Below are 13,746 nucleotides of genomic sequence, written 5' to 3' on the forward strand. Positions count from 1 at the left end.
CCGTACTTGAGTTGATTTATGTCTGGGAAATTACGTAGATTTTTTTACTAGCTAATTAGAAAAGATTAGCTATAACAATTTGTGGTTGGTGGGGAAAAAATTAGATGAAATCGAGGCAACTCAGTCGGATAAGTTTGGCATTTACTCTGATAGCGATATTGACAGAGCCTGCAACTGGGAGCGAAGTCTCAGCGACAAATCAAGGATCAAAAAAGCATGATTTTGTCAATAATCTGGCTCCATTATTAGTACAACAATCTATCAGCCAAGTTGTTAAAGTTACGGGAATTCAACTCAAGAGCACGAGTACAGGTATTGAATTAGTCCTACAAACTTCTCAGGGAGAAGCACTCAAACCTGTTGATCAAACTAAAGGTAATAGCTTCATTGCAGATATCCCGAATGCCGTCTTGGAACTGCCAGATGGTAAAGAGTTCCGCTCTCTTAATCCTGTCAATGGTATTGTTTCTGTCAGTGTAACAGCGCTTGATGCTAATAGTATTCGAGTCACAGTTATAGGGGAAGCAAGTAGTCCAAAGGTGGAATTATTTGACGACCCACAGGGTTTAGTGTTTGGTTTTACGCCAGCCTCATCTTCTCAAGCACAAACTCAGCCGACCCCCCAACAACAGCCAAGTAGTGAAACCGAGCCAAAACAACCAGTAGCAGAGAGTAATGAGCCGATTGAGTTGGTGGTGACGGGTGAGCAAGATGGGTATCGGGCGCCAAATGCGTCAACAGCAACAAAAACTGACACCCCTCTGCGCGACATTCCCCAATCGATTCAGGTGATTCCCCGACAGATTATTGACGATCAAAAAACAACCAGATTGCGGGATGTTTTGCAAAATGTCAGTGGAGTAACACCAGGTTCAGGCTATCAAAACTCAACTGATAGATTCAGAATTCGGGGATTTGTTCAAGAAACAGCTTTTCGAGATGGAATTCTTGAAAATAACCCAGCCACAAATTTTGCTAATGTGGAACGGGTTGAGGTACTCAAAGGCCCAGCATCTGTACTGTTTGGAAACACTCAACCAGGTGGAATTGTCAATATTGTGACAAAGCAGCCTCTGAGCGACCCCTACTACAATGTTGAGCTGAGTGTGGGAAATTATGCTTTCTATCGCACTGCTTTGGATTTATCAGGGCCTTTAAATGTAGACAAAACCCTGCTCTATCGTCTCAATGTTGCCTACGAGAATGCTGGTAGTTTCAGAGATTTTATTAGTTCCGAGAATATATTTGTTGCACCAGTCATAGCTTGGAAGGCGAGCGAAAATACGGATTTAAAATTTTTCTTTGAATATACGGACAGAGAGTATAAACCCGATCGCGGAGTGTTTGCAATTGGCGATCGCCCTGGGTCAGTTCCCATCACTCGATTTTTTGGTGAACCTTCCATTAACGAAGGTGCTATCACAAACTCTAAGTTCGGGTACAATCTCGAACACCGCTTCAGTCAAGATTGGCAATTGCGTCAGACTTTAGCCATCAACATCTGGGAAAGTGATGAAATTCGCGTCCAGTTTAGAGGATTGCAAGCAGATGGACGCACAGGTAGAAGAGACATCGCTAATTTTGGTGGAACTGTGGAAGAGGACTACAGACTCCAGACTGATGTTATTGGTAACTTTAAAACAGGAACAATTACCCACAAGCTGCTGTTTGGCGTAGACTTGAACCGTAGTACCAGTGTTTCTAATGGCTTTTCCAACGGGCCTTTTGCATCCATCGATATTTTTAATCCTGTTTACTTTGTTCCCATTACCCGTCCCACTACTCCCTACAGAGTTCAAAATTTCACAGATACACTAGGCTTCTATCTGCAAGACCAGATAACTATAGCTGAAAACCTGAAGTTACTCCTGGGTGGTCGCTTTGATACCATCAGCAATGAAGATAAGGACTTAGCGACTCAAAGTGTAATTAACAGCAATAATTCTGCCTTTACACCCCGTGTTGGCATTGTCTATCAACCCATTCCTCCCATTTCTCTGTATGCAAGCTATGCAGAATCCTTTGTCCCAGTCTACGGACGCTCTAGAGACAATTCTCCTTTTGATCCTGAACGTGGGAAACAGTATGAAATAGGTGTTAAAGGAGAAATGTTTGACGGGAGACTTTCAGCAACATTAGCAGCTTACCACCTGACAAAATCCAACGTTTTAACTACTGATCCCACTGATGCCAATTTTTCAGTTCAAGTGGGAGAACAAACTAGCAAGGGTATCGAGCTTGATATCGTCGGACAAATAGCACCGGGTTGGAATGTAATTGCTACCTATGGTTATACAGATGCTAGAGTCACCCGCGATAATGATTTGCCTGTTGGCAATCGCTTGCAAAATGTCGCAGAAAATACTGCCAGTTTATGGACAACTTATGAACTTCAACAAGGAAATTTAAAAGGTTTGGGTTTTGGTTTAGGTCTTTATTATGTAGGCGATCGCCCCGGAGATTTCCAGCAATCCTTTATCCTGCCGAGTTATTTTCGTACAGATGCATCTCTGTTTTACAAACAAGATAACTGGAGAATTGGTCTCAATGTCAAAAATATTTTTGACATTACCTACTATGTGGAAACTCAGGGACGCAACATTGTTTACCCAGGCGAGCCGTTTACGGTGATTGGCTCTGTTTCTTTCACATTCTAATATCATTTCACATTAATAACGATACATATAAAACTTGTAGAGACGCGAAATTGGAGTTTGTTACGCTTCCAAAACAGCGTCTCTACATTGTCTGTAATGGATTCTATGCAGTCATCTATTTATCGTCGATGTTTTTAAATTGGTATAACATATTAATTATCCTCTCACTAAAACCATCACCAAACAACACAAAAAATTCTACAGTTGCATCACTTATTCACAGCGGAACCCAATAAAACCACGCTGACATACATATAACAAATAATCAATAACAACAAGGAGAGTTAATTTTGACACCTGTGCGCGTGCGTCAGCATGTAAACCCTCTAGCCAAAAAATATCAAACACCAGTAAATCCCCTCGACTGGGAAAAAATTTATATCCAGCCAAATCAACCGCTACATTTAGATATTGGTTGTGCCAAAGGACGGTTTTTATTGAAAATGGCAGAATTAGAATCTAACTGGAACTTTCTTGGCTTAGAAATTCGGGAACCTCTAGTAATTGAGGCGAATAAATTGCGTGGAGAATTAGGATTAACAAATCTGCATTATTTATTTTGTAATGTGAATAATTCCTTACGCCCACTTTTGTCATCTATTCCGCAAAAAACCTTACAGCGCGTCACTATTCAATTTCCTGATCCTTGGTTTAAAAATCGCCACGCAAAACGGCGAGTTGTCCAACCAGAACTAGTCACAGAACTAGCAAATTATCTGGATGTGGGAGGGGAAGTATTTTTGCAATCAGATATGGAATTTATCGCCAGAGAAATGTGCGATCGCTTTGCGGAAAACCCAGAATTTCAAAAGCTACATACAGATACATGGCTAGCAGAAAATCCCTTACCAATCGCTACAGAACGGGAAATATATACTCACGAAAAAGGTGAGCCAGTTTATCGGGCTTTGTTTATCAGGAAATAAGCAAAATTTCCAGAATAAGAGTTTATAGTTATAGACTGATTTTTAAAAATTGTAGTGAGGACTAAAGTCCTCAAAAAAGCTACAGCTTTACTTTGCTAAGTTTAAGTGAAAATATTAAATCCAAGAATCAAATAACATCCTCATTTTATAATCATCTACAGATAAAGGTAAACCCAGATAAATCGGCATCCAATAGATAAAAGCAGCAATAATTAGAAAAGCAAGAGTAACACCAAAAGCCCGCAACTGATGGTAATAGCTGCGAAGACACTGATCTACAAACCAAGCGATCGCTAAAAATACAAATACCACTGCACACATATAATGGTAAATAAATACGCACCTTGTTACTTTAACCCAAGGTAATAAATTGGCAGCATAATTTAAAACTAAATACAAAGCAATCCAAGTATCAACACTTAAATTTTCAGGTACTATCCACCGCTGTTGCTTAATCAAAGGAATTGCCATTTTCGTTAACAGCATCGCTAATAAAAATAGCATAGCCCCCATCCCCAACCACCACAAAACGGGATTACCCATCGCATGAACATCATAGATTACTTTTCCCACCCCAGCAGGTAAATTAGGCCCCATCACTGGGAGAGGATCTGTAAAACTTTGGGTTGTTTGATAATAATAAGCCATTGGTCGCATCATTAACGGCCATTTGTACCACGCAGCGCAGTAAGGATGGACATCACGACTATTTCCACCCAACTGGAGATGAAAATTTAAAATTTGCTGATGAACTTGAATAAATCCATATCTTTGGTCTAGTTGTAAATGGGGAATCCAGATAATACTGTAGATGAAAGCTGGGATTATTCCTAAATAAAATATCATCTGGAAAATATTTAATTGCGTAAGATTTTGTAGTGGTGTTTGAGGTGAAGAAAAAGAGGGGGTTGAGGGCGATGTCAAAGTATGGAGGTAATGAATCATCCATGCTGTTATCCAAATTAAATAAGCACCTAATAAAAACCACAAACCATTCCATTTAGTACCAGCCGAAGCACCAAAACTAATCCCAGCTAAAATTAACCATAAAGAACGGCGTTGTTTTTGATTATCTAATGCCAATAATAAACATAATTGCCCTAACAAACCAAAGATAACAATATAAATATTGTTCAAAGCATAACGAGATTCAACTAGAAAAATACCGTCACAAGCAGTGAATAAACCTGCTAACAAAGCAAAGCTGCGACGGCGACTAATTTGATAAGCAATAGCGGTGACAATGACAGGAATAAATGAGCCAGTGAGAGCATTTAGCCAGCGATAACTCCAAGGAGATCGCAATGAACCAGTCAACCCATTCACCGGTTCTTGCCAAAAAGGAACATGACTTCCTAACCAAATTCCTATACCGATGATATATTGACTAAGAGGAGGATGAGCATTAAAAAATGGCGTTTGAGTAAGATAGTTATTGCCAAATTTCGCAAAATAAACTTCATCAAACACGAGAGTGTTAAATCGCTCTAATCCCCAAAACCTTAAAGCTAGTGATAAGAGAAATATACCCAATATTCCTATCCGGAACCAAGGCATAGAATTTAGATTCACTTTTTTAGCCATTAGTCAATATTCCTATGACATGATTTTTTTTGATTGAATGCTCTCACAAGCCTAAATAAACAGTAGAGACGTAGTATCCTACGTCTCTAACATTAAGAGATAATGAGAGCGATCGCACTATGCCACAGCAAAATCAGAATCTCGTCGCAATTCCTCAGACCGGAACCCCAACACAATGCGGTCTTTTGGTACACCCGCTCTCACTAGTTCCGTTGCTATCCCCTCTTCAGTCCCATCACGTTGAATCCAAATTTTGCCATCAATAATGTCAACATGAATCAAACAGCCATGAACACGACGAGTCACCGTAGGAGACAAATCATAGGCTGGTTCTCTTCCCAAAATCATTAATAGGTAGCGGTCTTGCTGACTATCGAAAACTGTTTCAAATTGAATATCACCAATGCTGAAAGGTATCTGCGTATGTTCAATCAGAATATTCCTAATTAATTGCCTGTATTGCTCCAAGGTATCCATTTAAAAATCACCTCTTGCTCTAGCCTAAATACAACTATATTAACCTTGTAATCCTCCACCAAAAGTTTAGCAATTGGCTCGTCAAAGATATCGGCGTATACTTCATCACGCACAGCGAGATAGAGAATGCGCTCAGGATTTGTTCTGGTCATCACAGAACGGTATGCGAGATACTGTCCCAGTGAGTGTTCCAAATCAGTCATGTCTGAGACACTGCGAAATGTTTTAATCTCAACTGCTATTCGCTGTCCTTCCTTTTCAGCAGCAATGAGTTTTTCTGCACCTAAGTCAACATACATATCTCTTTTTCCCCACTTGAGATGAAAAGGATCATCGGTAATTGTCCACCCGTCTTTAATTAGGGCATTTTTGACGTTATTGTGATAGCGGTCTTTAGCTGGCATATGTGGCTTAATTTCTGATTTATGAATGCAAAATTTTGCGTCTTTATTCCTCTCCGTTTTCGACTTTTGCTACTACCAATGTAGTTTTTAAAACCGCATCTGGATTCAAACTAATTGAGTCAATTCCTTGCTCAACTAAAAATTTAGCAAACTCTGGATAATCGCTTGGTGCTTGTCCACAAATACCGATTTTCCGGTGGCGTTTTTTGGCTGCAGCGATCGCCATTTTTACCATCCGCTTTACACCTTGGCTGCGTTCATCAAATAACCGCGCTACCAGTGCTGAATCCCTATCTATACCTAAAGTTAGCTGGGTGAGGTCGTTGGAACCAATGGAAAAACCATCGAATACCTCGGCAAATTCCTCAGCCATAATCACATTATTTGGTAACTCGCACATCACATAAACTTGCAAGTGATTCACACCTTGCTCTAAACCATTTTTTGCCATTTCTGCTAACACCAAATGCCCTTCTTCTGGTGTGCGACAAAAAGGAATCATCGGGATAACGTTAGTTAATCCCATCTCTTCCCTGACTCGCTTAATGGCTTGACATTCTAAAGCAAAAGCTGCTTGATAACCAGGATCATAATAACGCGCCGCCCCTCGCCACCCTAGCATGGGGTTTTCTTCGTCGGGTTCAAATTGTTGACCACCTAATAGATTGGCATATTCATTGCTTTTGAAATCAGACATTCTCACAATTACCGATTTGGGATAAAATGCTGCAGCAATTGTGCCGATACCTTGGGCTAATTTATCAACAAAATATTGCGGTTTATCTTCATAAAGCGCCGTGATTTCTGCTATTTTTGTCTTGACAAAATCATCTTCTAACTGATGATATTTAATCAACGCCATCGGATGAATTTGAATTTGGTTAGCGATGATAAACTCTGTCCGCGCTAAACCTACGCCATCATTAGGAATTGCAGATAAACTCAATGCTTCCTGGGGATTACCCACATTCATCAAAATTTGGGTGCGGGTGCGGGGTATATTTTCCAGACGAACTTCTTGGACTGCAAACGGTAACAAACCTGCATATACTTTCCCTTCTTCACCTTCAGCGCAAGAAATTGTTACCTCTTGACCAAATTTCAAAATTTCCGTAGCATTGCCACAACCGACGATCGCTGGTACTCCTAATTCTCGCGCAATGATGGCTGCATGACACGTGCGTCCACCAGAATTAGTCACAATCGCCCTGGCGCGTTTCATAATCGGTTCCCAGTCAGGGTCAGTTCTTTCTGTCACCAACACCTCCCCAGCTTGGAACTGGTCAAGATTTCTAGGATCGAGGATCAGCCTGACTTTTCCTTGGCTAATGGCTGTCCCCACAGCGCGACCGCTGACTAGGGGATGGAGAGATGGGGATTGTGTTAACTCATCTCCTGCATCTTTACTGACAAAACGATAACTCCGCAACACATGTTCTTGTTTTTGTGATTGCACAGTTTCCGGACGGGCTTGAACGACAAATAGCTGATTAGTAATCCCATCTTTTGCCCATTCAATGTCCATTGGGCTATAAGTTTTGTGGACGCGGGAATAATGTTCTTCAATCACACACGCCCAATTTGCTAGCTGGAGAATCTCGTCGTCAGTTAAGGTGTATTTATTTTTTTCACTAACAGCAACTGGAATATTTTTGGTGAATTTAGAACCGTCATCATACACCATTTTCCATTGTTTACTGCCTAATTTTTTATCAATAATTGGACGATAACCAGCTTTTAAAGTCGGTTTAAAAACATAATATTCATCGGGGTTAACTGTTCCTTGAACTACGTTTTCTCCTAAACCATAGGCGGCGGTAATTAATGCTGTATCCTTAAAGCCTGTTTCTGTATCGATGGAGAACATGACCCCGGAAGAAGCTAAATCAGAACGTACCATTTTTTGCACACCCACAGCTAAAGCGATGCTGAAATGATCGAATCCCTTAGCGTGGCGATAGGAAATGGCGCGGTCGGTAAACAAAGACGCAAAGCAGCGATGACAAGCGGCTAGGACGCTTTCGATACTCACAACATTGAGGTAGGATTCCTGCTGTCCAGCAAAACTAGCATCGGGGAGGTCTTCGGCGGTGGCGCTAGAACGGACAGCCACATCTGTATCACCGTGGTATTGGTCGCATAAACTTTCGTAGGCTGCAGTGATCGCCTGTCGCAATTCTACAGGAAATGGTGTGTGCATTAATAGCGATCGCGCTTTTTTTCCCCGTGCTTGTAAATTTTTCACATCGTCTACATCTAAGTCAGCAAACAGTTGACGCAACTTGGCTTCTAAACCCGCAGATTCAATGAAATAGCGATATGCATAAGCTGTAGTGGCGAATCCTTGCGGAACATTCACGCCTTGAGGCGTCAACTGCTGAATCATTTCTCCCAGTGAGGCGTTCTTTCCACCGACCAAAGGGATATCAGTTATACCCACCTCATGAAACCAGAGAATGAGCGATCGCTCTTTAGCCGCCTGAGATAAAGTATTTTTAGCTACTGTAACCATCAGTATTTCCTCCCAAGTAGATGCTCTGGTCATCAGCGCGTCATCACGACGATGATTTTGCCCATATTAAATTCTAAGTTTTTCCCACCGTAGTGTGTGGATTACAGCCCATTGTCGGCGCCAACTTCCAGCAAAATGATTTTGAGCAAAAGCATAGGGTATGGAACATTGGGCAAAAATCGCTTTTTTGCCTATTGTTGATTGTTTATTGCCTTTTTTCCTATCATTTGGTGTATCAAATTATATGCTTGCTTCCATAACCCGAATACTTGAAAATTAACTGATGACCGGAAATTGACACCATTGATCTAGACGCTGAAAACGAGATTACCAAAAGCCATCTATGACCTGCAATGTTAATGCATCCACCTGCAATGTTAGTCGATTCACCTGCAACATTAGTGAACTGACCTGCAATGTTAATGCATCCACCTACAACGTTAGTGGACTAACCTGCAATGTTAGTGAACTGAGCTGCAACATTAGTGGACTCACCTGCAACATTAGTGGACTCACCTGCAACATTAGTGGACTCACCTGCAACATTAGTGGACTCACCTACAACATTAGTGGACTCACCTACAACATTAGTGGACTCACCTGCAACGTTAGTGGACTAACCTGCAAAGTAAAGGTTTAAAGCCGAGTGAAATTATGAGTAGCTTACTTTTCCCTAATCCCTAATCCCTAATCCCTTTCATTTATTCGGTTGTGCAATCCGAACTTCAATATCTTCTAAAGTTTGCAACAATAAACGCTTTGCCTGCAACTGCCAACCCCACTTCTGAATTCTAAAAGCTGCTACAGTTCCACCTATAGCGGCTAGCAAAGCTACAGGTTGATTCAAAGAAATTCCCAACAGCAAACCTAATCCAGCAATTCCCCAAAATGGTAAAGCTGCAGCTTGTCTCTGTTCCTCCACAATTTTGGCAATTTGATTAGCCTGCATACTAGCTAACAGTGCCTCTTTAACTTGTCGCTGTTCTGCCATCGATACCGATAAACCAATCTTACGGCGCAGCTTTTCGATTTTGCGAGCATCTGTGCTATACTCGGTCAGCTCATCCTCAGCCATCTTCAGCAGTCTTTCTAGTTGGGACATTGTGTATTGCATCCGGTATTTAGATACACTCATTATCCCGAAAACAGCCAGTAGTAGACTGACACAGCTAAAATAGTTCATTAGAAGTAGGTTGGTGGAGCGAAGCGCAACTACAAAATCTATTACACAAATTTAGCCTTGTCATGCCAGTATGGTGTGTCACGGCAATGGCAGGATTTGAGTATAAGTGACAGTATAAATCGCCGTAACGCACCGCTTGACCATCTGCTTTAACTGCCATTTAAGCTTTACTTTTCTACAGCAGTACTTGCGAGAGTAATTAGTTATGACTACATTAACCAAAAAACTTACACTAGAAGAGTATCTTGCTTATGACGATGAGACAGACGTTAAATATGAGCTTGTGGATGGGGAATTAGTAGTAATGCCACCAGAAACCAATAGAAATAATCGGATTTCTCTCTACTTGCTATCAGAATTTCTAAAGCTAGTCCCTTTCTACCTCATCTGTCACAAAGATACAGAAATTGTGGTGACTGGAAGACAAACACGAGTGCGACTTCCAGATTTGATGATTTTAACTGAAGAATTATACACAGCGATCGCAGGCAAACGTGCTACCATCACCCCAGATATGCCATCCCCAGCACTGGTAGTTGAGGTGGTTTCCCCTGGTAAAGTTAACGAAGACAGAGACTACCGCTACAAGCGTTCCGAATACGCTGCACGCGGAATTCCCGAATACTGGATTGTCGATGCTGGTAACGCCAAAGTTACCCTGCTCACCTTGGTAGATGGATTTTACGAAGAAGCAGTGTTTCTAGAAAACAATCACATCATCTCAGCTACATTTCCTGAATTAAAACTCACCGCAGCCCAAATTCTCACAGTCGGGGAAGAATGACATCCGCGTTGGCGTAGCTTAACCATTATGCATTTGCTTAATTACTGACAAAGGTAAAAATAGTTCCAAGGATGCATCTTCCAGGCTGACGAAGCCATAGCGAGAGTAGTAAGTTTTGGCACTTTCATCAAAAAACCTCCGCGTACCTCCGCGTACCTCCGCGTTAAAAAAATTTAGTATTTGGTGCAGCCTCACAAAGAAACAGTATTATCCAGTAATTCAATGACTCTCACTGAAACATTCCTGGTGTTTTTTCAAGGCTGCTTTTAACTTGGCGTTCGGTAAAGGAGGAGTTTTAATAAAATGATTGAGGTGGAACAATAAATTATGGCTCAAGCCTTACGTAAATTAATAAATTTTGAAGATTTTGCAGCGTGGCGGCCCGAGGGCAGAAGATACGAATTACATGATGGTGTGATTGTTGAAATGGCACAACCAACAGGCGAGCATGAAGATATTGTGGGTTTTTTGGCACTAGAAATATCTGTTGATATCAAGCGTCTAAATCTACCTTATTACATTCCAAAAACTGTATTAGTAAAACCACTTGAAGGTGAATCAGCCTATTCGCCTGATATATTAATAATCAATCGACCAAATTTAGTGAATGAGCCTCTATGGAAAAAAGAATCGACTGTATCCCAATCTGCATCTATTCCATTGGTCATTGAAGTTGTTAGTACGGCAGTTGCTTCAAGCCGGGAAACCCGTCCAACGCACTGCCTCAGTAACTGGCGAGATGATTACTACAAAAAACTAGCTGATTATGAAGCTATAGGTATTCCTGAATATTGGATTATAGATTACGCAGCTCTAGGAGCTAGAAAGTTTATTGGTAATCCGAAAGAGCCTACTATATCGATTTATCAATTAATCGACGGTGAGTACCAAGTTACTCAATTTAGAAACAGCGACCGCATCGTCTCGTCTACTTTCCCAGAGTTCAATTTAACCGCCGAGCAGATTTTCCAAGCTGGAAGTCTACCAACATAACCACGACATCACCTGACTGATTTTGAGGACAGACCTTTTATCCCCGGTTGAATGATTACTTAAAGAAATTTAATACTGCCAACATTTTAGATCCCAATCACAACCTGCTACCGCCACAGCCGCAACGCAATTATCAGCAGGGACAATTTCTAAAAGACTCCAGTTTGCAGATGTTGGCAATCTAGCTGGTTCCGTAGGCGTTAAATAAATTTCCGCTTGCTCTAACTCGGCTATTCCCGCACCCGTGGCTTTTAAATAAGCTTCCTTACAAGTCCAGTAGCGGAAGAAAACTTCTTGTTGTTGAATAGGAGAAAGCGATCGCATTATTTCACATTCCCTAGGCAAAAAAAACCGATCAGCCAAAGCCGCCACATCGTCAATTGGGCGAATGTATTCTAAATCTACACCAACTTGGCGATCGCTCACCGCACACAAACCTAATCCTTGAGAGTGCGACAAATTGAACGCCAGCCCACTTTTAGTCAACTTCTGGGCTAATATCGGTTTACCGCGAGGTTCATAATCAAACCGCACCTCACCAGGAGCAATACCCAAATAGTTGCTCAATATAGCTCTGAGACTACCACGCCCAGCAATGAAACGCTGGCGATGCTCCTGAAAATGAAATCTTTGAGCACGAGCCATCTCATCGCTAGAAAGAGTCACTTGAAAATCTTCCAGCTTTGATTGCAGCTCGTCAAGGTTGATTCGCCACAAATGAACATCATCAGGCGACAAAGTTAAATCAGTTGGTGCAGATAGCCAGTTTGTCATTTTGGGATGAGGGGGATGAGGAAGATCAGGAGGATGAAGAAGAGTCATGCTTTCCTGACTCCCTGATCTTCTCCTGCTCTCTGTTGCGCTTATTATGAGCGCTATTGCACTATAATTGATCTGTTTAAAATGCTCATCACCTCGTCTGGGTTGGGACTTGGTATCAGCGGACTCCAGTTACCAACATCTGCGTAGCCAATCACCTGCAGGTAATGAATTGTGCTGGTTACGGCTTTGGGTGAACCAATTAATAAGTGTTTAAGTGGTTCTCTAACAGGGGTGGCTGGGGAGTTGCTTGGAGTGAAAACAGCCATATTTTGGCCATTAGCTAAAAAGCTAGTGACTATCAATTGTGACATCATTGTATTTATATCCCGATATAGGGTTTACATTGAAGGCGATCGCCCATTCCCCCAAGAACTGCGATCGCCTTTCTCCTTAATAATATACGTTGACGTATTGACGTGTCAATGTGCTAAAGTAATATTGGCAGAAAAAAACTATAAAGTGTTGGTGTGTTGATGTATTGACGCACCAAAAATGTACTTTGGCGCGTAAATTAAGTTCAGAACAAAAATTATGTGGTTCTGAAATGCCTAAGTACGTTGACCTTTCTCGTTATTGGACGGAAGACAAAAACTTATCTATTCAAAAAGCCAAAGAGATGACCGGGTTGGACAAAAGAACCTTATCCTCTGCTAAACAAGGGCGATTTGAGCGTGGTCAGTTTGAGACTCTCTTTAAACTAAGAGATTTAGCTTCTCAATTAGCTGGAAAACCATTAACACTAGAAGAAATTTTTAAAGATGATTAATGACAATTCTGAGGTAATGTGCGATCGCCCAACCCATGAGCGGAATTAACCGAGATATCACCCCAGATCCTCGACCAAGCCTGATTGATCGCCATTTGCCTAATACCCCTCAAGTCCAACGATTACTCCGAAGAGAAGGTAGAGCGCATGTATTCAACGATCGCGAAACCTTAGAAAGAGTTACGCAGGCTATCATTGCCAGTGGAGAACGAACTGGAATAGATGACCAAGCGGATGATTACGAACGATATGGACTCTACTTTCCAGAAGCGATCGGTTACATAATTAAAACAAATGGGAGTCAAATCCTACTTTACTACGGTGAGATCAAAATCGTGAAGACAACAGGTGAGTATCATGCAATCCCACGCACTAGCCCTCGCAGAACAAGCTAAGACATGGAAGTTTTTAGAACTTTGGGTTGATCCAGTTCTTTTTCCCCCTCAGATTCTCATGCTAGTTGGCAATCAAGACGGCACTTGTCGAATTTTCAATCCTGCATCTAACTATAAGCTCGTAGTCACGCACTCCAACTATCAAGCCGCCCAAGAATGGCTTCTTGAAGATGAATATGAACGAGTTAAAGGTCAACTTTTGGCTGAGGAAGTTCTCTAAATCATGGGCTTAAATTTTTGCAG

14 protein-coding genes are annotated in these 13,746 nt (G+C 41.5%); 7 read left to right on the plus strand and 7 right to left on the minus strand.

The features are described 5' to 3' along the window. Positions 1-104: 104 nt before the first annotated feature. Positions 105-2,657, plus strand: a complete 2,553-nt coding sequence (locus MIC7126_RS0109045) for a TonB-dependent siderophore receptor (protein WP_017652819.1) — start codon at positions 105-107, stop codon at positions 2,655-2,657. A gap of 290 nt (positions 2,658-2,947) precedes the next feature. Then, complete coding sequence (gene trmB, locus MIC7126_RS0109050; protein ID WP_017652820.1) at positions 2,948-3,583, plus strand: tRNA (guanosine(46)-N7)-methyltransferase TrmB; 636 nt, start codon at positions 2,948-2,950, stop codon at positions 3,581-3,583. 114 nt (positions 3,584-3,697) lie between these two features. Here trmB and MIC7126_RS0109055 read toward each other — a convergent pair whose 3' ends face one another. The 5 genes from MIC7126_RS0109055 to MIC7126_RS0109075 all read right to left on the minus strand — a co-directional run bounded on the left by MIC7126_RS0109055 (position 3,698) and on the right by MIC7126_RS0109075 (position 9,662). After that, complete coding sequence (locus MIC7126_RS0109055) at positions 3,698-5,167, minus strand: dolichyl-phosphate-mannose--protein mannosyltransferase (RefSeq protein ID WP_017652821.1); 1,470 nt, start codon at positions 5,165-5,167, stop codon at positions 3,698-3,700. Positions 5,168-5,284: 117 nt separating this feature from the next. Continuing rightward, positions 5,285-5,644 (minus strand): XisI protein, encoded by a 360-nt coding sequence (locus MIC7126_RS0109060; RefSeq protein ID WP_017652822.1) that lies wholly within the window; start codon positions 5,642-5,644, stop codon positions 5,285-5,287. Further along, positions 5,614-6,048, minus strand: coding sequence for an element excision factor XisH family protein (locus MIC7126_RS0109065; RefSeq protein ID WP_017652823.1), 435 nt, complete (start codon positions 6,046-6,048; stop codon positions 5,614-5,616). The genes MIC7126_RS0109060 and MIC7126_RS0109065 overlap by 31 nt, the downstream gene beginning before the upstream one ends. Positions 6,049-6,091: 43 nt before the next feature. Further along, entirely contained in the window at positions 6,092-8,560 is a 2,469-nt protein-coding gene (gene ppsA, locus MIC7126_RS0109070; protein WP_026100129.1) for a phosphoenolpyruvate synthase, read from the minus strand. A 697-nt stretch (positions 8,561-9,257) separates the two neighbouring features. Next, the gene (locus MIC7126_RS0109075; RefSeq protein ID WP_026100130.1) at positions 9,258-9,662 is read right to left on the minus strand and encodes a hypothetical protein; all 405 of its coding nucleotides are present in this window, start codon (positions 9,660-9,662) and stop codon (positions 9,258-9,260) included. A gap of 286 nt (positions 9,663-9,948) precedes the next feature. Here MIC7126_RS0109075 and MIC7126_RS0109080 point away from each other — a divergent pair, with 286 nt between their 5' ends. Next, positions 9,949-10,527 carry a Uma2 family endonuclease gene (locus MIC7126_RS0109080; RefSeq protein ID WP_017652826.1) on the plus strand — a complete coding sequence of 193 codons (579 nt, stop codon included), beginning with the start codon at positions 9,949-9,951 and terminating at the stop codon, positions 10,525-10,527. Positions 10,528-10,854: 327 nt separating this feature from the next. Next, positions 10,855-11,520 carry a Uma2 family endonuclease gene (locus tag MIC7126_RS0109085; protein WP_017652827.1) on the plus strand — a complete coding sequence of 222 codons (666 nt, stop codon included), beginning with the start codon at positions 10,855-10,857 and terminating at the stop codon, positions 11,518-11,520. A gap of 69 nt (positions 11,521-11,589) precedes the next feature. Here the strand turns inward: MIC7126_RS0109085 and hetI are convergent, their stop codons facing one another. Together hetI and MIC7126_RS0109095 are read right to left on the minus strand one after the other, a co-directional pair. Then, positions 11,590-12,342, minus strand: a complete 753-nt coding sequence (gene hetI / locus MIC7126_RS0109090; RefSeq protein WP_017652828.1) for a 4'-phosphopantetheinyl transferase HetI — start codon at positions 12,340-12,342, stop codon at positions 11,590-11,592. A gap of 53 nt (positions 12,343-12,395) precedes the next feature. Then, positions 12,396-12,656 (minus strand): hypothetical protein, encoded by a 261-nt coding sequence (locus tag MIC7126_RS0109095; RefSeq protein WP_026100132.1) that lies wholly within the window; start codon positions 12,654-12,656, stop codon positions 12,396-12,398. 185 nt (positions 12,657-12,841) lie between these two features. On the opposite strand from MIC7126_RS0109095, the gene MIC7126_RS0109100 reads away from it, so the two are divergent. Genes MIC7126_RS0109100 through MIC7126_RS0109110 form a run of 3 tightly spaced genes read left to right on the plus strand, consistent with a single transcriptional unit; the run spans position 12,842 to position 13,723 of the window. Further along, the gene (locus MIC7126_RS0109100) at positions 12,842-13,108 is read left to right on the plus strand and encodes a hypothetical protein (RefSeq protein ID WP_238553628.1); all 267 of its coding nucleotides are present in this window, start codon (positions 12,842-12,844) and stop codon (positions 13,106-13,108) included. Between the two features lie 35 nt (positions 13,109-13,143). Next, positions 13,144-13,503: a DUF6972 family protein gene (locus tag MIC7126_RS0109105; protein ID WP_017652831.1), complete on the plus strand. Its 360-nt coding sequence runs from the start codon at positions 13,144-13,146 to the stop codon at positions 13,501-13,503. Beyond that, entirely contained in the window at positions 13,466-13,723 is a 258-nt protein-coding gene (locus MIC7126_RS0109110; protein ID WP_017652832.1) for a hypothetical protein, read from the plus strand. The genes MIC7126_RS0109105 and MIC7126_RS0109110 overlap by 38 nt, the downstream gene beginning before the upstream one ends. Positions 13,724-13,746 lie beyond the last annotated feature (23 nt).

The sequence above is a fragment of the Fortiea contorta PCC 7126 genome (assembly GCF_000332295.1).
Classification (GTDB): domain Bacteria; phylum Cyanobacteriota; class Cyanobacteriia; order Cyanobacteriales; family Nostocaceae; genus Fortiea; species Fortiea contorta.

Coding starts and splice junctions, on each gene's coding strand:
- MIC7126_RS0109045 (WP_017652819.1), top strand. CDS start 105: ATGAAATCGAGGCAACTCAGTCGGATAAGTTTGGCATTTACTCTGATA.
- MIC7126_RS0109055 (WP_017652821.1), bottom strand. CDS start 5,167: ATGGCTAAAAAAGTGAATCTAAATTCTATGCCTTGGTTCCGGATAGGA.
- MIC7126_RS0109060 (WP_017652822.1), bottom strand. CDS start 5,644: ATGGATACCTTGGAGCAATACAGGCAATTAATTAGGAATATTCTGATT.
- MIC7126_RS0109065 (WP_017652823.1), bottom strand. CDS start 6,048: ATGCCAGCTAAAGACCGCTATCACAATAACGTCAAAAATGCCCTAATT.
- ppsA (WP_026100129.1), bottom strand. CDS start 8,560: ATGGTTACAGTAGCTAAAAATACTTTATCTCAGGCGGCTAAAGAGCGA.
- MIC7126_RS0109075 (WP_026100130.1), bottom strand. CDS start 9,662: ATGTCCCAACTAGAAAGACTGCTGAAGATGGCTGAGGATGAGCTGACC.
- MIC7126_RS0109080 (WP_017652826.1), top strand. CDS start 9,949: ATGACTACATTAACCAAAAAACTTACACTAGAAGAGTATCTTGCTTAT.
- MIC7126_RS0109085 (WP_017652827.1), top strand. CDS start 10,855: ATGGCTCAAGCCTTACGTAAATTAATAAATTTTGAAGATTTTGCAGCG.
- hetI (WP_017652828.1), bottom strand. CDS start 12,342: ATGACTCTTCTTCATCCTCCTGATCTTCCTCATCCCCCTCATCCCAAA.
- MIC7126_RS0109095 (WP_026100132.1), bottom strand. CDS start 12,656: ATGATGTCACAATTGATAGTCACTAGCTTTTTAGCTAATGGCCAAAAT.
- MIC7126_RS0109105 (WP_017652831.1), top strand. CDS start 13,144: ATGAGCGGAATTAACCGAGATATCACCCCAGATCCTCGACCAAGCCTG.
- MIC7126_RS0109110 (WP_017652832.1), top strand. CDS start 13,466: ATGCAATCCCACGCACTAGCCCTCGCAGAACAAGCTAAGACATGGAAG.